Below are 23,529 nucleotides of genomic sequence, written 5' to 3'. Positions count from 1 at the left end.
TTATGATCCCTTAAGAAACGATTGTTAGTAAGAGATTATTTAATCAATTCAATTAGTAAATTCCCAGGTTGAATTGATTCTCCATTAGATACATAAATATCTTTTACAACTCCACTGAATGGTGCTTGAATCGTCGTTTCCATTTTCATGGCTTCAGTAATAACAAGATGTTCACCTTTAGATACTTTATCTCCTTTTTGAACAAGCACTTTTATCACTGTACCCGGCATCGTTGCACCCATATGAGTTGGGTTAGTAGGATCTGCTGCCACTTTAGCTTTAACTGTTGGCTTCACACTATCATCTTTAATGATAACTTCGCGTGGTTGACCGTTTAACTCAAAATACACAGTACGAGTGCCATCTGATTGTGCTTGCCCAATTGATACAAGTTTCACAATCAATATTTTTCCCTTTTCAATTTCTATCTCTATCTCTTGCCCAAGACGCATCCCGTATAAGAAAGTAGGTGTATCTAATACTGATAAATCTCCATATCGCTTGAATTTCTCTTGATAGTCTATAAATACTTTTGGATATAATGCATATGCTATAACTTCATAATTTGTAGCTGTACGCTGAAGCTTTTGACACAAGTCCTCTTTTATCTGTTGAAAATCAGCATCCTCTAATAGCTGGCCAGGCCGGACTGTAAGTGCTTTTTTTCCTTTGAGAATAATAGACTGCAGTTCTTGTGGAAACCCTCCGTAAGGTTTGCCTAGATATCCTTCAAATAATTCGACAACTGAATCTGGAAAATCAAGTGAATCGCCACGTTCAAAAATATCTTTTTCAGACAAATTGTTCTGTACCATATAAAGCGCCATATCTCCTACTACTTTTGAAGATGGCGTAACTTTAACAATGTTTCCAAACAGCTGATTAACCCTTGAGTACATCTCCTTTACTTCATCCCAACGATTTGCTAATCCCACTGCTTTTGCTTGTTGTTGCAGATTACTATACTGACCACCAGGCATCTCGTGTACATAGACCTCTGTATGAGGTGCATTCATTCCACTTTCAAATTCTAGATAATACTTCCTAACATCTTCCCAGTAGTAAGATAGCTGTTCAAAACTTTGAATATCTAACTTTGGCTTACGCTCTGTGTTCTCTAAAGCATAGTAAAGTGAATTTGCACTTGGCTGAGACGTTAATCCTGCCATTGAACTGACTGCTACGTCAACAATGTCTACGCCTGCTTCAATTGCTTTAGCATACGTGTAAATGCCATTTCCACTTGTATCATGTGTGTGTAAATGAATTGGAATATCAATGGTTTCTTTTAAAGCTGATACTAATTCATACGCTGCTTGAGGTTTTAATAAACCAGCCATATCTTTAATACCTAGGATATGAGCCCCTGATGCCTCAAGTTCTTTAGCAAGCAACTTGTAATAATTTAGATCATATTTTTTTCTTGTAGGATCTAGAATATCTCCTGTATAACATATTGCTGCCTCAGCTAACTTGCCATTCTCTCTCACTGAGTCAATTGCTACCGTCATCCCTTGTACCCAATTTAAGCTATCAAAAATACGGAATACATCAATACCTGCATCGGATGATTGTTTTATAAATTCTTTAATCACATTATCTGGATAGTTTTTATATCCAACTGCATTAGAGCCACGAAGAAGCATCTGAAATAAAATATTTGGCATTTTCTCACGCAATTTTATCAAACGATCCCAAGGATCTTCACTTAAAAAGCGATAAGATACGTCAAATGTAGCTCCTCCCCACATTTCTGTTGAGAAGAGATTGGGTAATAATTGAGCTGTTGGTTCAGCAATACGTAATAAATCATTGGTACGTATTCGGGTTGCTAAGAGTGACTGGTGAGCATCACGAAATGTCGTATCTGTTAGTAGTACCTCTCGTTGTTCTTTAATCCATTTAATGACTCCTATTGCACCCTCTGCATCTAAAATTTGCTTAGTACCTAAAGGGATTATTGGATTGCTTTTTATCTTAGGTACGATTGGCTGATTAAAAATAGGCTTTCGCTTTTGATCAATACCCGGGAACCCATTCACTGTTACATTTCCGATATATGTTAGCATTTTTGTTCCGCGGTCTTTACTTTGCGGAAATTGAAATAGCTCAGGTGTAGAATCAATGAAAGAAGTATCATAATTACCATTTAAGAAATTTGCATGTTTAACGACATTTTCTAAAAAGGGAATGTTAGTTTTAATTCCACGAATTCTGAATTCCCGAAGGTTTCGGCTCATTTTCGAGGCTGCTTTTTCAAATTCATTTGCCCATGTCGTTACCTTTACAAGTAAGGAATCGTAATAGGGAGTAATAACTGCTCCTTGAAATCCATTTCCAGCGTCAAGGCGAACTCCAAATCCACCACCTGAACGATATGCCATGATTTTACCCGTATCAGGCATAAAATCATTCAATGGATCCTCTGTTGTTACCCGGGATTGTATTGCAAAACCATCGGTTTTTATCTCTTCTTGATTAGGAATACCAATTTCCTTACTATCTAGAGAATAACCATCCGAAATTAAAATTTGAGACTGAACAATATCAATACCCGTAATCATTTCAGTAATCGTATGCTCTACCTGTACTCGTGGGTTTACTTCAATAAAATAAAACTCATTTCCGGAGACCAAAAATTCAACAGTTCCTGCATTTATGTAGTCGACGTTTTTCATCAAGCTAACAGCTGCTTCACAGATTTGTCTGCGTAATTGCTCAGATAGAGAAACGCTTGGGGCAACTTCGACTACTTTTTGATGACGACGCTGGATTGAACAATCACGCTCGTATAGATGAACAATATTTTTATACTGATCTCCTAATATTTGAACTTCAATATGTTTAGGATTTTCTATAAATTTCTCTACATATACCTCATCATTACCAAATGCGGATTTAGCTTCTGACTTTGCACGGCTATAGGATTCCATTAATTCAGCTTTAGTGCGGACGACTCTCATTCCACGACCACCCCCGCCAAGTGAAGCCTTAATCATAATTGGATATCCATAATCTCGGCCAAAAATCTCTGCTTCTTCTAGATTTGAAACTGGTCCATCACTTCCTGGAATAACAGGAATATTGGCTTCAATTGCTTGCTGGCGTGCCTTTACTTTGTCACCAAACATATTAAGGTGTCTTGATTCTGGTCCAATAAAAATAATGTTTTCTTCTTCACAACGTTGGGCAAAATTTATATTCTCCGATAAAAATCCGTATCCCGGGTGAATAGCATCTATATCGTATTTTTTCGCAATCTCAATGATTCCTTCAATATCTAAATAAGCCTCGATTGGCTTTTTACCTTCTCCTACCAAATAAGCTTCATCTGCTTTATAACGATGAAAAGATCCTGCATCCTCCTGAGAATAAATAGCTACTGTACGAATATCTAGTTCGGTACATGCACGAAAGATACGTATGGCAATTTCTCCTCGATTGGCAACCAAGATTTTATTTATTTTTCTAGTTTTAACTCCCATAATCTTACTCTCTCCCTGCGATTAAATAAATACAAATTTCATTTCTTCTTTTTAATGGATTATATAAAGCTATAAATCCCCTTAATACTTAGAACTAAAAGGACATTCGTTTATGATGGAAATAGATACTCTAATCTAAGCAATTAAACTTCTTCAAAAAAATATTATTTCGTAATAAATAGAAGTTAATTAGATCCAACCTCTCCATTCAACAGCCGAAGATAAACGTTTTAAACCTACGATATACGCTGCTAACCTCATATCTACTCTATTTTCAATTGATGTCTGATAAACGTTCTTGAAAGCTTCTGTCAAAATTACTTCTAATTTTTCTTTTACTTCCTGTTCTGACCAATAGTATCCTTGATTATTTTGGACCCATTCAAAGTAAGAAACAACGACACCGCCAGCGCTTGCTAATACATCTGGCACTAACAATACATTTTTTTTAGTTAAAATTTGGGTGGCTTTTGCAGTTGTGGGTCCGTTTGCAGCTTCAACCACAATTTTCGCCTTAATATCTGCAGCATTCTCTTCAGTAATTTGATTTTCGATTGCAGCCGGTATTAAAATATCGCACTCTTTTAGTAAAAGTTCGCCATTAGTCAGTCGGTTAGTAAATAAGTGGGTAACGCTTCCAAAAGAATCTCTATTATCTAATAAGTAGTGGACGTCTAAACCATTTGGATCATATAAAGCTCCTAGTGCGTCTGAAACCCCAACTATCTTAGCACCAGCATCGTGCAGGAATTTAGCTAGGAAACTTCCTGCATTTCCAAAACCTTGGATAATTACACTAGCACCTTCTATTGAGATATTCTTTAGTTTAGCTGCTTGTTTTGTGACCATTGTAACTCCTAATCCAGTTGATGACTCTCTCCCCTGAGATCCTCCTAAGGCCATTGGCTTCCCTGTAATAAAACCAGGAGAATCAAATTCTCGTAAACGACTGTATTCATCCATCATCCAAGCCATGATTTGAGAATTTGTATACACATCAGGCGCAGGAATATCTTTAGTGGGCCCTACAATTTGACTAATTGCACGTACATATCCTCTACTTAAACGCTCTAATTCACCAAAAGACATTTTTCGAGGATCACATTTAATCCCGCCTTTTCCACCACCATAAGGGAGATTTGTAATACCACACTTAATACTCATCCATAAAGATAACGCTTTCACTTCATCCTCTGTTACATCAGGATGGAAACGAATTCCTCCCTTTGTTGGTCCTACCGCATCATTATGTTGTGCTCGATAACCCGTGAAAACTTTTACTTCGCCTGTATCCATTCTGACAGGAATTCTAACTGTCATTAAACGTAAAGGCTCTTTTAATAATTCGTACATACTACTTTTACATCTCATTTTTTCGAGAGCTGTTTCAACCACTTGTTGAGTTCTTACTAATACATCCATATTTTCTTTAATATCTTGTTTTTTTATATTTTTAGCTTCGATTGCCATTGCTCTCACTCTCCATAAATATCATTCAATTAACCTTAAAATTAGTATTGTTCCACCACTTATGACGAAGTTTAAACTTTACCTATACCACCTGTGTAAGTTGCCTCTCTATTTTACAAAAGAGGCATCTCACACTATTAAAGAAAAGAGGTCTTAACTTATGGATTATAGAAATACCTAATATTCACATTGTCTCTTTGTAATTAAGAAATTAGGCTTCTGCTGCTTTCTTCTCATTATTGGAGACTATATTTTCTTTTTCACGGAACATTCCTTCAGATTTAGCCATAGCAACAGTAGCTAATGCATTCCCTACTACATTCGTGGCTGTTCTAGCCATATCCATGATAAAGTCAACAGCCATTAATAAAGCAATACCTTCAAGTGGTATACCTATAATCGTACAAACACTCGTCAATATAACAATGGCACCTGAAGGAACAGCAGCAACTCCCTTTGTAAGCAATATTAATAATAAAACTACATGAATTTGCTCAGCTATTGAAAGATGAATACCATAGGCGTTAGCTAAAAATATAATAGCAGGCCCCATGTATACCATTCCTCCATCTAAATTGAATGAATAACCAAGTGGTAAGATAAACGATACTACTGAGTTATTTGCCCCATAACGCTCCAAACGAGCTGTGAGAGGAGCAAATACAGATTCTGAGCTTCTCGTAGTAAAAGCAATTAATAATAAGTCTTTAATTTCCCTAACTAATTCAACATATTTAATACCGTATATACGTGCTATTATTGGAAAAATAATTAATAGTACAATTGCTAATCCAGCATACGTAAGTAAGATTAAATCAATTAAAGTGCTCAATTTACTAAAACCATAAGTGGCTACGCTGTAAGCAATAGAACCAAATACACCGATTGGAGAAAATTTTATAACATATTCTAATACTTTAAACATGACCTTTGAGAGAGCTTCTAATACATTTTCTAATGGTTTAGCTTTTTCTTTTAATGCGCGAATAGCAAGGCCAAAGAATACGCCAAAATAGACAATAGCTAATAAGTTTCCTTCAGAAAAAGCAACAAATATATTATCTGGTATTATATGCAGAACAAATTCTCTAAAATCAATTTTGGTACTGGTAATCCCTTTTAACGCTTCTACATTCCCTTCCGAAAGGTCTGCCCCAGCTCCTATATGAGTAAAGTTTGCTAGTAGTAATGCCATCACAATAATTATTGTAGTAACTACTTCAAAATAGATAATTGCTTTAATAGAAAGCCTTCCTAGTGCCCCAGCTGATTTAATTTGTGCGATTCCTAGAACAATCAAAGGAAAAATTAGGGGAACAATTGTCATTTTGATCATGTGAATAAAAGCGTCGCCCAGAATTTTGGATTCAGTCCCTAACGTTTTATTTAAAGATCCTAATAGTAGACCTAATACTAAACCAATTGCAATTTGGAGCCACAAAGGAATTCTTTTTAATACCTTCAATGTTTAATCTCTCCCCACTGATGAAGTTTATTGTCATTTAGTTAAAGCTTTTTCTATTCTCATTAGCGCTTCTTCAATATCCTCGTCTGATGTTGCACAGGAAATGCGGACACGTTGGGTATAGCTTGATCCAAATGCTACTCCTGGAGTCACCGCAACTTGAACTTCATCTAGTAAATAGCTAGCAAGTTCGATAGAGTCGTAGTCGCGAAACTTTATCTCTGGAAAGACATAGAATGCTCCATTAGGGTGTGGACATGTGACCCCAGGAATTTGGTTTAGAAGACTCACAACCCGATTAATACGCGTAGCATACCTAATTCTCATATAGTCTACTTCTTCTTTAACATCAGCATCTTTAAGTGCTACTACTCCTGCTTTTTGAACAAAAGCTGTTGTACATGTGGCAATATGACCTTGTATTTTTGACGCAGCTGATAAAAGTTCTTTTGGCAAGGCCAAGTATCCTAATCTCCACCCAGTCATAGCATGTCCTTTTGAAAAACTTTGAACTGTAATTGTACGATTTTCTAACTCAGGAATACTTGCAAGAGAAACGAATTTATGATGTCCATATACTAGTTTTTCATATACTTCATCAGCAATTACAATTAAATCTTTAGCAACAGCAAGGTCCCTTAGTTCATGCATTTCCTCAAGGTTTAAAACTCTACCTGTCGGATTATTCGGATTATTTACGATAATAGCTTTTGTACGTGAAGTACAAGCAGCTGCTAATAAATCCTTATCTAGTTTGAAATCTTTATCTGCATCTAAATCTATAGAAATAGCAACTCCTCCAGCCATAGTTATTAAAGGCTCAAAACTTACCCAAGCCGGATTAAGTATTAACACTTCGTCACCTGGATTTATTATACTTTTTAGGGCAACGTATATTGCCGGCTTTCCTCCAGCTGTTACAATTATTTGTGAAGGGTCATATATAGCCCCATTTTCAGCCTTCAATTTATGAGCTATAGCATTGCGTAATTCAGGAATTCCTCCACTATTTACGTAGTGAGTAAATCCAGATTTCATAGCATTTTCTGCTTCCTCAATAATAGCTTGGGGAGTATCAAAATCAGGTTCTCCCCCCGCCAAATTGAGGATATTATGTCCTTCATGCTTTAACGTAGCCACTTTATTTAAAATAGATATAGTTTTTGACTCAGGTAATTTTTGAAGCATCGTTGCGCTTTTCATTGTAGAGCTCAATCCTTCCTATGTAATTAGTAATTTAAGTTCATGTGTTTAAAATTCAACTTTAATTCCTCTTGCTTCTAATTTTTTATCAATCCAGCTGCGATCCAACGTCCCGTTCTCAATTTGTGTAACGGTATTCTCCTCGTATTCCAAAATACTTTTTGCGCGTTCTAGAACTTCTACTACTTTATCCTTTGGTACTACCACAACTCCATCGTCATCACCTACAATGAGATCTCCTGGATTTACCGATACTCCAGCACAAGAAATTTGAACGTTAATTTCACCTGGGCCTTCCTTAAATGGTCCAGCAGGATTTTTTCCTTTAGCAAAAACGGGGAAGTTCATCTCCTTTATAGTTACAGCATCTCGAATTGACCCATCGACTACAAATCCTTCCAGCCTTCTTTTTTTAGCCATTTGACAAAGTAAATCTCCTAGTAAGGCTCTTTCTGTATGTCCTTCACCTTCAACCACAATTACATCACCAGGTTCAATATAATCAAGTGCTTTGTGAATCATGAGATTGTCGCCGGCAATCGTTCGAATAGTTAAAGCTCTACCGACTAATTTGACCTCAGAGTGGTTGAAGTGGCAAATACCTTGCATAGTGTGGAACCTTCCTAAAGCATCAGCAATAATTGTTGTGCCAATTTTTCTGTACTCTTCAATTAACTCTTTGGAAACACTATTCGAATTAGATGCGATTTGATACATAATAATAACTCTCTCCTTTTTTAGATGATTTTCTAATTAATAATTAAGATAATTCAAAATATAATAATTATTAATTATCATAATACTTAGTATTACAAGTTAAATCAATAGAATTGTCATACTTTCTGACAATGCATTTTTTAAACTTGTAAACTAATTAATTTGCACCAATCAATTTGGTAACGCTTTCAATTGGTTGATTATTATCATACTTAGTATTATAAGTTTTGTCAATTTGTTTTTCGGAAAATTTTAAAAAAGATATAATTCTTGAAATTTATTTCTTGGGCACCTGAATTTTTTTATACTTAGTTTCGTTTTAACATTTTGTAGGTGCCCTTATAATTATTTTTTACTGTTTTTGAAACTGTATGGAATATTTCCATTTTTCAGTTCTGAAAAAGTTAACTGTAACATCTGTTGGAACAGAATTCTGATCAAAAGAAACCCTGGTACTTTTTAAAACCGAAGTACCCTCATTAGCGTGAAGATAATTTGAAATATTTGTATCCGCAGGGACAGCTTCTATCTCCTCATTTATCGTCAAAAATTCAATGTTTTTTTCATCTTTTAATAATTGATCTATAGAAATAAATGTAGGATCTTTCTCAAACATTTCAATTGGAAAACTAGAGGGCAAGTAATGTTCAAGATAAATAATTGGTTCCCCATTAAATAGGCGGATTCGTTTTAAATGTACAAGGTCTTCATTACTCCCTACTTCAAGAAGACTAGCATAAAAAGGTGATTTAATCAGCTCTACTGAAAGGGTTCTTGCGGATACCTTTTTCCACTCATCCATATACATTTGTTTAAATCCAGTCATCGTTGTCCATTGTCCAAGGGGTTTAAAATTTGACACAAATGAACCTTTTCCTTGATAGCGATATATAAGTCCGTCCGATTCAAGTTGTTTTAATGCTTGTCTAACAGGAGTACGGCTTGCTTTAAACATATTCTCCAATTCCATTTCAGAAGGCAAGGCATCCCCTACTTTATAGGTTTCATTATGTATTTTTTGAACTATATCATCATAAATTATTTTATATAGTGGCTTCTTTCTATTCATTAATCCATTCATTAAAAAGTCACTCGCTTTCAAGAGCATATTTACAAAATCATACTAAGTATTATATGTTATGTCAAATTAATATTCCATAAAAATACAGATTACTTTTAATCAAAGGAAAGATATTTTCTTCTAAGGAACCGGATTATTCAATCTACACTCAAAGTCTAGCGTACTTTCGCTAAAAATAAAAAATAAACGTTTTTCATAAGAAGAAGTGAATACATAAACTATATTATAAAAATTAAAGTTTTAATCTTTACTCTTAATGACGGTAAATAGTAAAATTTTCACTATACACCGCTTGGAGATATTATAAAGTGCCTTGCTGTCGATAAAAAAGTTCCAATTAATTTGACATTATCCAGTCCCTAGAAACCTAACGCGTTTTCTTTTTCAGGTTTCCATCCAATATGCCATATTCGTTTTGAGAAATTCTTTCACTTTCTGCATAGCTTATAGATTACAATAAGCAATGTCAATTCCCATTAAGTGCCCAAAATGGTGATATACGAGTGTGTTTGACATACCTTTGTTATCCACACTGTAAATTCGTTAATCATGTTAATTAACTCACGAATGTACTGGTTTTTGTGATGATCAAACTGTTTGTACGTTTCCTCCACTTTGCTAAAATCAATCCATTTCTTTAGTTTAATCATAGGCGGGTTGGTGCTCAAAAAATACGCGAGTTCTTGCAGCTGATTACTGATTCTCAGCCATGTTTCTGCTTTGATTTCTGTCACTTGGGTAGGTTGATACTGTGGCACATACTTGCAAATCGTGGTGTAGAAATAAGCAAAAGCTTCATCAGCAAAATAGACCGATTCTTTATTCCAATACTTTGCATTGTACTCACCTGGCTTCACTTCTATATAATAAGCATTTTCCACCTTATCCACATCTGTTATCATTTCAAAAGGAGATTCCATAGTAACACCTCTTCTTTAGATAACGTTAGTATGTCCGTTTTTATTAGTGATTCACCTAAAAATCACTCCAAAGTTAATATCATGTACTTTTATTTTTTTAACCATTTATAAAACATAGGTATGATTGCCCTTCCTTTGAATAGGTTAGTTGTAAAAAAACATATAGCCGAAAGGAAGTAGCAATTATGCATATAGAAATAAATACCTTATTTACTTTAGGTTCTTTAATGGGTTTATTAGTAGGTGGAGGACTTCTTAAATTAGTTAGTCACCTGTCACGAGGTAGAATTCAGTTTATGTATGCGATATGTGGAGGAATCTTATTAGGGTTGTTATTTTTTGATATCCTTCCTTCCACATGGCATCTGTATGATTTAAAAGGCGTTCTATTAGGTATCGTAGCAGGATATATCGTTATGCTATGCATTGACCTCTTTTTGCATAAAACAAATAGTGCAATTTCACCTTTGCAGTCACTTATTTTATTAACGGCTGCAATCTTTTTTCATAATATTATTACAGGAATTACCTTTGGGATAACAGATATACATCAGTCAACCTCCGTATTCGTAGCTACCCTCTTACACCAAATTCCAGAGGGTATGGCCCTAATGACCGTTCTCTCCATAGCAAAAATACCTAACGTCTTCTTTTTATTCATTATAGTCCTTCTATCGCTATCTTTGGGCGGGAGTTTATTAATTGGAGAAAGTGTACAAGCTTCTTCGCTTAAAATACAAGCCTTATCGACCGGAGGAGCAATTGGTACCCTATCTTTTGTTATTTTTCATGAAATAATAGGAAAGGCTATTAGTCACTTCAGAAACCTACATGTATGGCTATTAATATCGCTAGGAGTACTAATTATTTATATTTATCAATATTCCCTTTCACTATTTCATAGTCATTAAATTTATATAGAAAATTTTAGAGATCTTAATTTATAAGGTCTCTTTTTTATCCTTATAAGATTAAGCATATTACATAAGAAATTCAAAAATCGTGATCCGAAATTTTTCTGATTTGTTAAGAAGAAGTATGAGATTGATTTGAAAACAGCTTTTGAGTGACACAAATGAAGGTTCATAAATGATTTTTGATGAAGTTGAAAATACTAAAATAAATGGTCAAATTAAATCTTTAAATGATGAAGCTTCTGTTAGGGTTTCCCAGAACTTAAAAGCACCATCCCATCATAAAAGAATTAACATTCTATATCTACTGTCTTAAAAGGAATCTTTAGTATATAAGGCTTTCGGGGATTTAAAGATCCACCCATTGAGTTTTTTGAATAAACTACTTTTAGTGAAATCCAGAACAAGAGAAATAACGTTTTTTCAAACAATGATCATGTTTTTGCAGCAAGGAGAGATTTTTATGGGAAACAACCACAATCACGACCACGGAGATGTATTTCACTCCCATGCTCCGATTGGGAAAATGAAATTAGCATTTTTTCTTACTTTAATTATCCTGGTAGTCGAATTAATTGGAGGATTCATTTCACACAGCTTAGCCCTACTTTCTGATGCTGGACATGTACTTACAGATATTGCAGCCATAGGGCTATCGTGGTTTGCTATGCACCAAGCCCAAAAGCCAGCTTCAGAAAATTTCACTTACGGGTATCACCGTTCAGGGATACTAGCTGCTTTTATTAATGCCATGACGTTAATTGTTATTGCTGTTGTCATACTATACGAAGCGATTGATCGCTTTAAGGATCCCCAACCAGTGGGAAGTACATGGATGTTTATTAGTGCATCTGTTGGTTTAGCCATGAACCTTTACTTAGGTCTTGGCTTAAGGAAGGAAGACAACATCAATGTAAAAAGCGCCGTACTTCATATGATTGGGGACGCAATGGCTTCGGCAGGAGTTATTATCGGAGGACTTATTATCCTATTCACTGGCTGGAATATCGTAGATCCAATCCTAAGTGTTCTTATTGCATTCTTAATTGCTTTGGGCGCATGGAAAATTGTAAAGCAGACAATAGGAATTTTAATGGAAGGTACACCGAAAGGAATCTCTTTAGAAAAAGTAATGGAAACAATTCATGCAGTTAAAGGTGTACTAAATGTCCACGATTTACATGTTTGGAGTATAACTAGTGGGAAAAATGCATTATCCTGTCATGTGGTGTTAAATAATCAAATAAGTTTCCTGGAAAGTCAGGTCATATTAAGAGAAATTGAATCCAAACTTCAACATCAAGAAATTGAGCATGCAACTATCCAGTTAGAAAACGAAGAGCACCCTCATGATGAGTCAGCTATTTGCTCTACCACCAAACGTGAAGGTCATCACTAATACAACTTGGTGTTTTTATATGTGTAAACCCTGAAGAATATTGCTGTCGATAATAAACTAAATGTGTAGGTCAACAGACAAAAAAATCATGACTCACTTTTACGAATTATTATTTCCCAGCTCTTTCTTACATTATGAATGAGTTTTTGTGTTTTTAAAAAGATATATTTTCACGAACAAAATATTCAAATCTATTGCAGCGTGTTAAAGAAATTATTATCGTTAATAAAATAAAAAGCCATCTAGTATTTGAAGTAAAGGTGGCTTTTTACTATAATATGCACGTCCAGACATACATACTATATCTTTTCATACAATCACATGTAAAAAAGACTATAAGAATTTAAAGAAAGTATTAATAATAAAAATCACACTTAAAAGTGCAATAAAAACAATCAATTCAATTGTTTCCTCACTATCTTTTATTTTATACTTTAAATCTCTATCTTTAAGCTGTATGTTCTTCTTATATCCTAATTCCATATGATTAATTCCTTCCCTTTATGTATTCGTTTTAATTGGCATGTTTACTATTTGGCTTGTTTCCACATGTAAGTTAGCACCCTCTATACTGTGTTCTTATGCTAATGTATTCTCTACTTTAGCTGTTATATTATGAGCAGCGTCTACTCCCAAGATGGAATTTGCGAGAATGGAGATATCTACTACAGGACTCCATAATGTTTCCTCTCTTTTATCCTAACAAAGCAAGTTCAAGTGGGTCTATAGCAACCTTTTTGAAGGATTCTATAAAAATAAACCCCTATCAAGAAAGTTTCGTTAAGTAAAAAAAGTAACAATCTTAGATTTATCTGTTACATGTTTAATTGAATTTATTCAATATTTCATGGGACGTAGCTTAGATATAGACGATGTTCTACTTAATATGTTTGGAACAGTTATAAGTTATGTGGTTCTTTTAATAAATAAGCAAGCCGGTAAAATAAAAAAGGGCGACTATATAGATAGATGCCCTTTTTGTTCCAATAATCTAGTTGATGGTAACTAGGTATATAATTTATAAAACAGAACAACCTACTGCTCCTGTACAGTAGGTTGTTCTGTTGGGAATACGTTAGTAGTCTGGCCAGATTTGTAGATTCATATACATATAACTTTAAAAATAAACATTGTGATGACTCTGTTTTTAAAAATATACTCACTGACTAAAACATTCGGGTTGAGGTGTGCTAGCATCGTCTTTCCCACCTACAAAAAAGGTAAAATAGTTTCCGTTGTAGTCATCTTTAGCCGTCATTTCCCAATTAATGTCCCTCTCCCAATTCAATTCCTTCACTTTTTTTCCCTGATCATTTACATAATAATATTCTGAGTTGTGCCAACCTGAATCTTCCGTAGAATACCAACCAAAAGATTCTGGCGAAGATGTTTCTAACTTTCCATCCTTAGAAATTTTATGAATAACTTTATCATTTTGGACTTTTAAAGGGGGCTTTCCTTTTACGTTATAAAAGACACCAACACAGCCTTTATAGCCATTTGGTATTAAATATACGGTATCTATTCCTCTTCGTTCGTGAAAAAACAAAAAATAGATTGTACCAACCAACAACAATAGTCCCACAAATATGTATCCTATTTTTTTCATTCTTTAATCCTTCAACTTCAGTACAAATATTTGATAAATTTATGAAAAATACAACGTTCGTTCATATGACAAACGTTATCGCTAATAAAAAAGGTTCATTTATCATTATAAGTCCTCACTTTTATATAATTGATGACTTAGTTATAACCCGACATAAATTACATTTAATTGTATACTCCGTTCATTATTAGTTAATATAATCATGATTTTAAGCACTTACTAAAAGAACCAATTAAGAGATATTTCTTTGTCACATATTAAAGCTTCAAGATTAAGGGGTTTAATTATATCCTCGATATTTTTATCTTTAGCTACAAGCAATGTTATAAAAGAATCATAGATTCCCATAAATGCAAAATCCATATTTTCATCTGTAATAATTGACTCATTAGGAGATAAGTTAGCTATTTCTAAAAATGACATATCATTGACTTTAAATGAACCATTTGTGTCATGAATAGGTTCAGAAAAATATAAAGTATTTGCCCCTTTTGAACAGAGGATTCTTAATAAACTATTTAGTATAAATAATGATGTACGATCTTCTTCAGGGTAATAGAAATTAGAATTAAACTTAGCATAGGAAGCTAACTTTTTATATTCATCGCTAGTATCAGTAAGGGTTTGCAATGCTATGGATAATTCTTTGTAGGATCCTAGATTACTCTTGGACATTACTTCTTTCCATGATATCGGTTCGCCAAGGTTAATTATTTCCTCATCACTAGGATATATATGCTGATAAGGGTTTTCTCTCTTTGATTTTTCCCAACCAAATGGCATCTGAACGAAAGGATGAAATAGGATAGCAGCAGATTTAAAGCCGTCAGGTAATTGAGGTAAAATAGGTAAATCCCGGTCTAACCTTATATAATCCAACAATACATGAACATCTCCCTTCAATGTAGGTAGTTACGTATATTTTATATGTGTAGAATACTCACTTCTATTTCCTTAGCGTTCTTTATCTTTAAAGAACATTAGATCAAAAAAAGTTAAACTAATAGCCATCGCTAAAGGCGTGCTAAAATCATAACTATCTATTTCAGATGGCCGAAAAATATAGTTGAAAAAATATATAGCAGCGCTAAAGCAAATGAACAATCCAATAAATTTAAATAGTTTCTTTCTTAGTTCACACCATTTTATGCTTTTGATGTTAATGATAAACGTAATGATCAAATATAAAGATGCTAGAATAATGAAGAATACATAACTTAATATAAATCCAAACGAAAATGAATTATCAATATCCATATAAACAATAAAAGATATAATAATTGTACTTAGTACACATAGTGTACATATGATAGATGTTACGGTATTTTGTCTCAATTTCTCCCCTCTTCCAGCTTTTAAACTTATCGTCTATTTACGAAGAAATGCTTTTACTCTAAACAAGCTTCGTGAAAATAAAGAAACGCTATATATATAGTACTTGTTTCCTTTATAGAACATACAAAATGAATCCAATAACATAAACTAAAAGAGCAATCGTCCATTTTACTGTTCGGGAGCATTTAAATTTATCTAATTTACTTGATAGATAAATAGCAATTATGCCGATAACAATGTAAGTTCCTGGAGACCTCCATAATTCAGGAGTCAGTGTAAAGAGTATCCAGCACGTCCCTAATACAAATGCAGCACTAAGCTGAGATGAGTTCTCTTCCGTTTTATGTCTTTCACTTCTTGTCGGTAGTTGATTAGTGTCCATTTAATTCTTTCTCCTTCCTTATTGTTACATTTTATCAAAAGGTTGGCATGATTTCAGTCACGAATGAAAAATTTGTATAATAAGGATGTATGAAGGAGGGAATTAAATGAATAAAGATATAGAAGAAATTGTTGTGAAATCCTTTTTTGCGAAGAGAATTCAAGAAAGAGTCTTGTTTGAGCTTTTTTCTCCTAAAAAACGGGATAAAGCACTGCATCGCCTTAACCACGATTATAAAAGAAATCTATGTGAACAATATATGATTGAAATTCCGACGCCTAATTCATGTGCTAGTGAATTAGCTAATCTACTTAAAAAACATGGTGCAGGGAAGCAGTGCTATGCCCTTTCTTTTAATGAAGATATCGATGGAAAAGAACTACCTTTACTTACTGCTTTAGAGCATGCAGTAGGCTATGGCTTTCCTTCTCTTATTGTATGTATTCCAAACAAACTTGCCTATTTTGAAGCTGAACAAGTTTATGGTCCTCCACCACGTTACATTTTAAAGCGATAAAAAAAGCCCTTCTAAAGGGCTTTTATACGCGCTGTATTTATCCATTTGTTTTTATTAGCGTTAACTTTTTATGCTTCCAATGAAGTGAATGGACTTGAAGCTGCCGGGAAAGGCATTTTAAGCTTTTATTAGCTTTCGTTTTCACTATCGTTATCGTTATCAATATCATTATCGTTGTCAGTATTACCATATTTAAAATCAATAATGTTTTTTCTAATTTCTTCTCTGATTTCAGGGTTTTCTTTTAAGAAAACCTTAGCGTTTTCTCGTCCCTGCCCTAAACGTTCCCCATTATAAGAAAACCAAGATCCAGACTTTTGAACAATATCTACTTCAGAACCAATATCTAAGATTTCTCCTTCTCTTGAGATACCCTCTCCATACATAATATCTACTTCAGCAATGCGGAAAGGAGGTGCCATCTTATTTTTGACTACTTTAATTCTTGTTTTGTTACCAACTATGTCATTTCCCAGTTTAAGTTGTTCAGCGCGGCGAACCTCAAGACGAACGGAAGAATAGAATTTTAGTGCTCTTCCACCTGGCGTTGTTTCCGGATTTCCAAACATAACGCCTACTTTCTCCCTGATTTGATTGATGAAGATAGCAATGGTTTTAGACTTATTAATTGCTCCAGATAGTTTACGAAGGGCTTGAGACATCAAGCGAGCTTGTAGACCTACATGAGAATCTCCCATTTCCCCTTCAATTTCTTTTTGCGGAACTAATGCTGCTACTGAGTCAACAACAATAATATCTACAGCACCACTTCTAACTAATGCTTCAGCAATTTCAAGTGCCTGCTCACCAGTATCTGGTTGAGATAACAGTAACTCATCAATATCTACACCTAGTTTTCTTGCGTAAACTGGATCAAGTGCGTGTTCAGCATCAATAAAGGCAGCTCGACCTCCATTTTTTTGTACTTCTGCAATCGCATGTAAGGAAACTGTTGTTTTACCTGAGCTTTCGGGTCCGTACACTTCCATGATTCTTCCTTTTGGATAACCATTAATCCCAAGAGCGATATCTAAAGCTAATGAACCTGAGCTAGATGCCTCAACTTTTGTATGTGTGCCTTCCCCCATCTTAATAATTGATCCTGTACCGAATTGTTTTTCAATTTGTTTTAGAGCCATATCTAGTGCTGCTTGTTTATCATTCATAATTTAAAACCTCCGATTGTTAGTACGTTTACAGTAAACGACAATGTATATGGATAAATAATAAGGATTGGCTCAAATGTTTTTGCTCCGTGCGAGAAAATTTTGTGTTTAACTGTCTTGGTTTATTCTGTTGTTCCTTTATTTATCTCTAAACCCTTAATATCGAACAAATGTTCCTGTTGTGTAATCATACAATAAACGCATCTAGTTGTAAAGGAGAAAGTTTTGTACAAACCAGCCAAAGAAATATCTTTTTTGTAAAAAGTAGGTTTATACCTTTAATACTTACAGTTATTGAAACTTCAATCTATAAAATAACCCTTATTATACGCTCAAAAAATAATTCATCCTCTTATATACATTATGTCATGTGCTTAGACTATCCACTAACAAAAGGGATAAATTATAATAGATTTATTAGAGAAATTTTCCACCTAATAAATTCAAATGAAATTCGTTATTAAAAATGTGATACATTAAATAAGAGACAAGAAATGAAAGGAGTTTTTTTAATGAGTAACCATGAAGCACAAAATGAATTGCCACCAAAAACATGTACAATCGATCGACTTGTAACAATGCCGGATGATGTAAATAAAGTAATCAAAGGCAGCAAAACAGCAACTCGCCGAAATGGAAGATATGCTGATGTAGGAGAGATAATGATTTTAGAAGATCAAAAGTTTGTAGTGGAACGAGTTTATTCTCAATCACTAGGGGAATTAACCAATGAAAATGCTCGCCAGGAAGGCTATGCTACAGTAGAGGAATATAAACAATCTATCTTGTCTTATCATCCTGGGATGCCTTGGCTTCCGCAAATGAGGGTATGGGTGCATGAGTTCAGATTAGTTAACGATTGATAGGTAAAAGAAATGGATTTGTTGTACCGTATATTAGTATATATTCATGTTTCTAGTGTCATTTTATCGATTGGTCCTTTCTTTATTCTCTTGCCAATTGTTAAAAAATTACATAGTTTAAGAGAACAAGAAATGAATGCCTATTTGATCACATTTCAATCTGTTGTTAGGCTCGCAAAACATACGGGCCATGTTCTTGTTATCACAGGGATACTCCTCGTTATGTGTGGCCCATGGACGTGGACTACGCCGTGGATTATAATGACACTGATTTTCCTTTTTTGCTCCTTGTTCTTTCTGGCCCGTGCTTTTTCACCAACACTTCGAAAGTACAAGGAGGAAGGACAAAATAAAAAAGAACTGGCAACTAAACTAGAGCGATCTATTTGGATTTATATCATTCTATTAATGACTATGCTTTGGTTTATGGTCGGTAAGCCAACTTTTTGGTGACACCCATCCATTTGTCATCACTAAGAGTAAGTAGTTAAACTGATTATTTTCATCAAATACTTTACGTTTTACTTAACATAACTCGTATTTTCGGTATGAAAAAAGATTTTTGCTTGTATATCAGATGCACATTTGGATTAAAAATTAAAAACCCCTATTAACCGTATGTTAAAGGGGTTCTTACTTATTGTTTAAACTCCAAGTATGAAGTTCTTATAGAAGAATACACTAAATATCAATATGTTTCAAGTCAACCCAAGTAATTATCTACTTGTTGCTACTATTAATAGGTTGATCTATAGATTGTTGGGTCTCAAATAGAGAGGTCTTAATGCCGATTAAAGACGCCACAATCGTTAGGATGCCTGCTGAAATAAAAATTAAAGAGACGCTAATATATTCAGCTGCAACACCTGCTAGCATTCCACTAATCGGTAAAGCCAAAAAAGCTAACATACGAGTTGAGCTAATTACTCTTCCCAATAAGGCTGATGGCACAATCTCTTGCCTAAGGGTAAACCAATTAATTGCTAATAATGTTACCGAACCGACAATTACAATTCTACAGACTATTAACAAAATAACTGCAGTGTTTGAAAAAGTAAGGATAGTTTGACCTAAACCTATTATTACACCACAATAGATAATTATATTTCCCCGTGGTAATTTATTTAGTTTATTTGCAGCATAAATTGCTACAAATGACCCTAAAGTTTGTAGGGAAAATATTAAACCAATATACTGTGCCGATAAATGTAAATTATCCTTTAGATGAAACATAAATAAAGCTTCCATAGCACCATAACCCACATTGATTAAGAATATGAGAATAGTCCCTATCAAAATCTTTTTAGTATTTATAACGTATTTAACTCCTTCAGCTATTGAATTCATTATAGAACTATTAACTGGATTCTGGCTTTTATATTTCTTAGTTATTAAGCCAATGAATATTCCAGAAAGAAAATACGTGAAAAAATTAAAATATAATAAGTTATGAGTTCCAACCAAAGCAATTAAAATGCCTGCTATTGAAGGGCCTGCAAAGGTTGTAATTGTCTCTGATAACTTGAATAAAGAGTTACCCTGTATTAAATTTTCACCTTCTAAAATTTCTGGTATGACTGATTCAAAACTTGGATGATAAAATGCACTCACAGCTGATATTAAAAAAGCTACCACATATACAATCCATATATCTAACACGTTTATTAAAGCTGCAAGAGGTATGATAATAATTAAAATGGCTGATAAAATATCACCTATTAATAAAATGTATTTCTTACTTATACGATCAGCTAAGGCTCCGCCTAACAAACTAAACAATACTTGAGGCGTAATTTCTAAAACAAATGTTAATGCCATTAAACTTGGTGATTTAGTCAAATCATATACTAATAAAGGCAGTGCGATTTGAAAAAAAGACGTGCCCAACTTACTTGTTGTGGCACTTAAAAATAAGCATAAAAAATCTCTGTTCTTTAGTACTTCATAAGATTTCAACATTTACCCCCCCATCATAATTATTTACCTGCTGTTACAGGTGCGGAATGGCAAACTGGACAATCCTCTTTCTTATTCCACTCTGAAATAGGGTAAGTTTGATATGTAAGGAAATTTAATTCCATCATTTTCCCTAATGATGTTGGAGTTTGAATACCTGTTACCAACCCTAAAAATTCATTTACAATAGCACCAGACAACATAGCTACATTAGGACTAATCGCAGCATTATTTCGTTGAAAATTTATCTGATGCATACTGTCAAGTTGCTTATTAACTATAACATCACTTTCAATTATGGTTTGTTTATGACACTCTACACACCCAGTTTTTCCTGGTAACATAGAATAAAATCTGCCTCTTGTGTTTAGGACTCCACCTGAAACTAACGGCTTTCCTAACTTCACTACTGCTTCATTTACCCAGTCCTGTATATGAAGGGTTGGTTTATCGGCTACACAAATTACATAATCACTACCTTCAATATGTGCCATTACATCTTCAGCACATTCTATACGCTTATTAGTAACGTTTAAATTAACATTAGGATTAAAACGCGATATTCTTTCCTTTGCTAATTCCGTTTTTAACTTATTAATATCTTTTTCAGAATATAACAACTGTCTATTAAAATTGCTTAATTCCAAAGTATCAAAATCCAATGCATTAATGTTATGAAAACCTAATGCAGATAGATGATATAGTATTTGACTACCTAAACCTCCGATTCCGAGCAAAGCAACCTTTGTATTTATGATAGTTTCTTGCACATTGTACTTATTGTCCTCTAAAGACGTAAAAAGCGAAAAGTAATTAAGGTTTGCTTTGTATCTTTCGAGTTCATAATCTCCTATAGATTGAGGATTCAAAGAATTATCTTCTAAATATTTCTCTGTATCTAATGCCTTTATCCCTTCCAATACCTCATTTTCTTTTATGTTTGGATACTTTTCTTGGACTAAATGTATTATTTCTTCTATAGAATTTTTTCCGTTAATAAGAGAAATTAAATACTTAATACTTCCACTGGGATCTTCAATAACTCCTGCTACTCCATCTTCTTCACCAATATGGATTTCATCATTTATAAAAAATACAGGGATTGTCTCTTTGAACTTAGGTTTCATTTTCTACATTTCACTCCATTTCTCTTAATTATTGAAATAGGGAACTATCATATGATAGTTCCCTATATTTACAGACTTGAAGTTTAAACAATAAGTAAGTAGTTCACATAATGATAACGTTTTAGCCTGGAATACCGTTTAATACCGCAGCTTTATTAGTTGTTTTCTTAACTTTTACCTTCATAACTAACACCTCCATTTCTTAAAAGATATATTTATAGTATTGCATTAAAAAGGCATTTTCAACAATTAAATCCAATTTTTATAATATTCAAACAAAAACAGGTAAATTATACTTTTTTTCGTTTATTTTAAACCGACAAATATTCCATTTATAATATTTTTTCTTGCATGTAAAACCAGCATAGATGAGTAATCCAGGTTTCCGCAGTTTTCCATTGAGTAGATATTTTTCTAACTTGTGATTCTGCTAATAATTCGTTATACTCATAAATCTCTCCTACTACTTTACGTATAATTAAATCTCCTGCGGGTAGAATGTCTTGACGTCCTATACCTCTCATTAGTATTGACTCTGCCGTCCATTTTCCTATACCCCTATGTTTCATTAAATAGCTACAACCCCCTTCACGATCTAATAAATATAAGCAACTTAAGTCTAGCTCCTCATCTATAATGGCTTTAGTTATTTCATGAATATATTCAGCTTTCCTTTGACTTAGCTTTAAGTCACGAAGTTGGTTTATATTTAACTTCATCACCTTGTGGGGGCATAAATCTGTATAATATTCACAGTTATTAATTATTATTTTAGCTCCTGTTTTTTCTAACAAACTCTTTTTAATCCTATGAGCAACTTTTGCACTAATTTGTTGACCGATGATTGCCCATATGATGGATTCGTAGACACTTCCTAATAAAACAGGTCTAAACCCTTCGTACATTTTTATTAATTTTCCTATCTTAGATTCATTAGCTATAGACTTTTGAGCTTTGTTTATATCTTGTTCCAGACAAAATATTGTGATAATTTTCTCCTTTACTAGTTGAACCTGATTATTCTTAACTTCTTCACCAATAACTTTAACTTCCAAGTACTTACTATCGATTCCTTCGTCCCTAACTAGTACTAGGTACGTTCTTCCCCCTATTATAAAAGCTCTACAATATGTGTTTTCAATAACCTTCTCGATTACAAAAGAGGGCGAGTTTTTTATGTACCTTAAAATTAAATCAAAATTATATATGCTTGGTTTATTAATTCTAATTATTTTTTGTCTCATAACTTCCTCCTAATTTTTAATAAATCTATATTAACAGGCTTTCTTGAAAAATTAATGATTAATCTAAATAACAGATAATATTTATAAAACCATCCATATTTTTCATTGTAAGACTTTGGATATGTTATATTTATAGTAAAATTAAAGGAGTGAGCGAAAATGGATGCGATGAGTTTTATTTTACTAAACTTTGAAGAAGTGAGACGTCGAAGTATAAAAGTATGGATGTCAATACCTCAAGATAGGTTAGACTGGCGCCCTGATCCAGAAGCAATGTCATGTAGGGAAATGATACATCATGTTCTTGAAGGAGAATACCTCTATCATCAAATGTTAGAAAAACCACTTAACCTTTCTCTAACAGAGGAGCATAATCCTTATAAGGCAGTAACATTTAGTTCTGTTGAAGAAGCATTAAAGTTTGCTCAACCATATAGGGAAAAATTTATAGAGTTTTTAGGCCTCCTTAATGAAAAGCAGCTAACAGAGATAAAGATAGACCGATCGGAGATGGGATATATTCGAGAGTTAGGAGATATGTTGTTACGAGTGGCTTATCATGAATCAGTACATACAGGACAACTTTTAGATTATTTAAGAACTGCAAAAGTTAAACGTCCTATAATATGGGATTAAGTTTCTGATTAATCTCCCGTTGTTTTATTTTTCTCTGCTC

At 33.7% G+C, this 23,529-nt stretch carries 22 protein-coding genes; 7 read left to right on the top strand and 15 right to left on the bottom strand.

The features are described from left to right. Positions 1-35 precede the first annotated feature (35 nt). The 7 genes from pyc to NST66_RS07380 all read right to left on the bottom strand — a co-directional run bounded on the left by pyc (position 36) and on the right by NST66_RS07380 (position 10,341). Positions 36-3,485, bottom strand: coding sequence for a pyruvate carboxylase (gene pyc / locus NST66_RS07410; RefSeq protein WP_155008670.1), 3,450 nt, complete (start codon positions 3,483-3,485; stop codon positions 36-38). 189 nt (positions 3,486-3,674) lie between these two features. Then, complete coding sequence (locus NST66_RS07405) at positions 3,675-4,955, bottom strand: Glu/Leu/Phe/Val family dehydrogenase (RefSeq protein ID WP_340843230.1); 1,281 nt, start codon at positions 4,953-4,955, stop codon at positions 3,675-3,677. Between the two features lie 211 nt (positions 4,956-5,166). Further along, positions 5,167-6,420: a dicarboxylate/amino acid:cation symporter gene (locus NST66_RS07400; protein WP_202188194.1), complete on the bottom strand. Its 1,254-nt coding sequence runs from the start codon at positions 6,418-6,420 to the stop codon at positions 5,167-5,169. A 33-nt stretch (positions 6,421-6,453) separates the two neighbouring features. Continuing rightward, the gene (locus NST66_RS07395; protein ID WP_155008672.1) at positions 6,454-7,623 is read right to left on the bottom strand and encodes a pyridoxal phosphate-dependent aminotransferase; all 1,170 of its coding nucleotides are present in this window, start codon (positions 7,621-7,623) and stop codon (positions 6,454-6,456) included. A 48-nt stretch (positions 7,624-7,671) separates the two neighbouring features. Continuing rightward, a complete protein-coding gene (locus tag NST66_RS07390) occupies positions 7,672-8,340 on the bottom strand; it encodes an RraA family protein (RefSeq protein ID WP_155008673.1) in 669 nt (222 codons plus the stop codon). 352 nt (positions 8,341-8,692) lie between these two features. Next, complete coding sequence (locus tag NST66_RS07385; RefSeq protein ID WP_182030488.1) at positions 8,693-9,421, bottom strand: GntR family transcriptional regulator; 729 nt, start codon at positions 9,419-9,421, stop codon at positions 8,693-8,695. Positions 9,422-9,897: 476 nt separating this feature from the next. Beyond that, complete coding sequence (locus NST66_RS07380) at positions 9,898-10,341, bottom strand: hypothetical protein (RefSeq protein ID WP_033578648.1); 444 nt, start codon at positions 10,339-10,341, stop codon at positions 9,898-9,900. Between the two features lie 185 nt (positions 10,342-10,526). Here NST66_RS07380 and NST66_RS07375 point away from each other — a divergent pair, with 185 nt between their 5' ends. Next, entirely contained in the window at positions 10,527-11,252 is a 726-nt protein-coding gene (locus NST66_RS07375; protein WP_034264827.1) for a hypothetical protein, read from the top strand. A 466-nt stretch (positions 11,253-11,718) separates the two neighbouring features. Then, entirely contained in the window at positions 11,719-12,654 is a 936-nt protein-coding gene (locus NST66_RS07370; protein ID WP_049163999.1) for a cation diffusion facilitator family transporter, read from the top strand. Positions 12,655-12,987: 333 nt separating this feature from the next. On the opposite strand, the gene NST66_RS07365 is transcribed toward NST66_RS07370, so the two are convergent. After that, a complete protein-coding gene (locus NST66_RS07365) occupies positions 12,988-13,137 on the bottom strand; it encodes a hypothetical protein (protein WP_155017187.1) in 150 nt (49 codons plus the stop codon). A gap of 316 nt (positions 13,138-13,453) precedes the next feature. Between NST66_RS07365 and NST66_RS29275 the strand changes: the two genes are divergently transcribed. After that, complete coding sequence (locus NST66_RS29275) at positions 13,454-13,663, top strand: VanZ family protein (RefSeq protein WP_080754406.1); 210 nt, start codon at positions 13,454-13,456, stop codon at positions 13,661-13,663. 150 nt (positions 13,664-13,813) lie between these two features. On the opposite strand, the gene NST66_RS07360 is transcribed toward NST66_RS29275, so the two are convergent. From NST66_RS07360 to NST66_RS07350, 3 genes are all read right to left on the bottom strand, one after another. Further along, positions 13,814-14,263: a DUF6843 domain-containing protein gene (locus NST66_RS07360; RefSeq protein WP_049163997.1), complete on the bottom strand. Its 450-nt coding sequence runs from the start codon at positions 14,261-14,263 to the stop codon at positions 13,814-13,816. 219 nt (positions 14,264-14,482) lie between these two features. After that, positions 14,483-15,145: a DUF2711 family protein gene (locus NST66_RS07355; RefSeq protein WP_340843229.1), complete on the bottom strand. Its 663-nt coding sequence runs from the start codon at positions 15,143-15,145 to the stop codon at positions 14,483-14,485. A 565-nt stretch (positions 15,146-15,710) separates the two neighbouring features. After that, the gene (locus tag NST66_RS07350; protein WP_033578645.1) at positions 15,711-15,980 is read right to left on the bottom strand and encodes a hypothetical protein; all 270 of its coding nucleotides are present in this window, start codon (positions 15,978-15,980) and stop codon (positions 15,711-15,713) included. A 106-nt stretch (positions 15,981-16,086) separates the two neighbouring features. On the opposite strand from NST66_RS07350, the gene NST66_RS07345 reads away from it, so the two are divergent. Next, positions 16,087-16,497 (top strand): hypothetical protein, encoded by a 411-nt coding sequence (locus tag NST66_RS07345; protein WP_257042695.1) that lies wholly within the window; start codon positions 16,087-16,089, stop codon positions 16,495-16,497. A 128-nt stretch (positions 16,498-16,625) separates the two neighbouring features. Here the strand turns inward: NST66_RS07345 and recA are convergent, their stop codons facing one another. Next, positions 16,626-17,663 carry a recombinase RecA gene (recA, locus tag NST66_RS07340; RefSeq protein WP_063247019.1) on the bottom strand — a complete coding sequence of 346 codons (1,038 nt, stop codon included), beginning with the start codon at positions 17,661-17,663 and terminating at the stop codon, positions 16,626-16,628. Positions 17,664-18,175: 512 nt separating this feature from the next. Between recA and NST66_RS07335 the strand changes: the two genes are divergently transcribed. Both NST66_RS07335 and NST66_RS07330 read left to right on the top strand, forming a co-directional pair. Beyond that, positions 18,176-18,526, top strand: coding sequence for an ASCH domain-containing protein (locus tag NST66_RS07335; RefSeq protein WP_257042696.1), 351 nt, complete (start codon positions 18,176-18,178; stop codon positions 18,524-18,526). A gap of 18 nt (positions 18,527-18,544) precedes the next feature. Continuing rightward, positions 18,545-18,979: a hypothetical protein gene (locus NST66_RS07330; protein ID WP_445326391.1), complete on the top strand. Its 435-nt coding sequence runs from the start codon at positions 18,545-18,547 to the stop codon at positions 18,977-18,979. Positions 18,980-19,246: 267 nt separating this feature from the next. On the opposite strand, the gene NST66_RS07325 is transcribed toward NST66_RS07330, so the two are convergent. From NST66_RS07325 to NST66_RS07315, 3 genes are all read right to left on the bottom strand, one after another. Next, entirely contained in the window at positions 19,247-20,482 is a 1,236-nt protein-coding gene (locus tag NST66_RS07325; RefSeq protein WP_372452327.1) for an MFS transporter, read from the bottom strand. Between the two features lie 20 nt (positions 20,483-20,502). Beyond that, on the bottom strand, positions 20,503-21,609 hold the full coding sequence (locus NST66_RS07320) for a HesA/MoeB/ThiF family protein (protein WP_340843227.1): 1,107 nt from the start codon (positions 21,607-21,609) through the stop codon (positions 20,503-20,505). A gap of 332 nt (positions 21,610-21,941) precedes the next feature. Next, positions 21,942-22,853: a DNA-3-methyladenine glycosylase family protein gene (locus tag NST66_RS07315; RefSeq protein WP_340843226.1), complete on the bottom strand. Its 912-nt coding sequence runs from the start codon at positions 22,851-22,853 to the stop codon at positions 21,942-21,944. Positions 22,854-23,012: 159 nt separating this feature from the next. On the opposite strand from NST66_RS07315, the gene NST66_RS07310 reads away from it, so the two are divergent. Beyond that, positions 23,013-23,489, top strand: coding sequence for a DinB family protein (locus tag NST66_RS07310; protein WP_033578639.1), 477 nt, complete (start codon positions 23,013-23,015; stop codon positions 23,487-23,489). Positions 23,490-23,529: the final 40 nt, after the last annotated feature.

The sequence above is a fragment of the Priestia sp. FSL W8-0524 genome (assembly GCF_038005965.1).
In the GTDB taxonomy this organism is placed as follows: Bacteria; Bacillota; Bacilli; order Bacillales; family Bacillaceae_H; genus Priestia; species Priestia zanthoxyli.
The sequence above is the reverse complement of the archived record's forward strand: the minus strand, read 5'-3'. Positions and strand labels throughout refer to the sequence as shown.

Excerpts from the sequence above, each read along its gene's own strand:
- pyc (WP_155008670.1), bottom strand. The coding sequence starts at position 3,485 with ATGGGAGTTAAAACTAGAAAAATAAATAAAATCTTGGTTGCCAATCGA.
- NST66_RS07405 (WP_340843230.1), bottom strand. The coding sequence starts at position 4,955 with ATGGCAATCGAAGCTAAAAATATAAAAAAACAAGATATTAAAGAAAAT.
- NST66_RS07395 (WP_155008672.1), bottom strand. The coding sequence starts at position 7,623 with ATGAAAAGCGCAACGATGCTTCAAAAATTACCTGAGTCAAAAACTATA.
- NST66_RS07390 (WP_155008673.1), bottom strand. The coding sequence starts at position 8,340 with ATGTATCAAATCGCATCTAATTCGAATAGTGTTTCCAAAGAGTTAATT.
- NST66_RS07385 (WP_182030488.1), bottom strand. The coding sequence starts at position 9,421 with ATGAATGGATTAATGAATAGAAAGAAGCCACTATATAAAATAATTTAT.
- NST66_RS07380 (WP_033578648.1), bottom strand. The coding sequence starts at position 10,341 with ATGGAATCTCCTTTTGAAATGATAACAGATGTGGATAAGGTGGAAAAT.
- NST66_RS07375 (WP_034264827.1), top strand. The coding sequence starts at position 10,527 with ATGCATATAGAAATAAATACCTTATTTACTTTAGGTTCTTTAATGGGT.
- NST66_RS07370 (WP_049163999.1), top strand. The coding sequence starts at position 11,719 with ATGGGAAACAACCACAATCACGACCACGGAGATGTATTTCACTCCCAT.
- NST66_RS07365 (WP_155017187.1), bottom strand. The coding sequence starts at position 13,137 with ATGGAATTAGGATATAAGAAGAACATACAGCTTAAAGATAGAGATTTA.
- NST66_RS07360 (WP_049163997.1), bottom strand. The coding sequence starts at position 14,263 with ATGAAAAAAATAGGATACATATTTGTGGGACTATTGTTGTTGGTTGGT.
- NST66_RS07350 (WP_033578645.1), bottom strand. The coding sequence starts at position 15,980 with ATGGACACTAATCAACTACCGACAAGAAGTGAAAGACATAAAACGGAA.
- NST66_RS07345 (WP_257042695.1), top strand. The coding sequence starts at position 16,087 with ATGAATAAAGATATAGAAGAAATTGTTGTGAAATCCTTTTTTGCGAAG.
- recA (WP_063247019.1), bottom strand. The coding sequence starts at position 17,663 with ATGAATGATAAACAAGCAGCACTAGATATGGCTCTAAAACAAATTGAA.
- NST66_RS07335 (WP_257042696.1), top strand. The coding sequence starts at position 18,176 with ATGAGTAACCATGAAGCACAAAATGAATTGCCACCAAAAACATGTACA.
- NST66_RS07320 (WP_340843227.1), bottom strand. The coding sequence starts at position 21,609 with ATGAAACCTAAGTTCAAAGAGACAATCCCTGTATTTTTTATAAATGAT.
- NST66_RS07315 (WP_340843226.1), bottom strand. The coding sequence starts at position 22,853 with ATGAGACAAAAAATAATTAGAATTAATAAACCAAGCATATATAATTTT.
- NST66_RS07310 (WP_033578639.1), top strand. The coding sequence starts at position 23,013 with ATGGATGCGATGAGTTTTATTTTACTAAACTTTGAAGAAGTGAGACGT.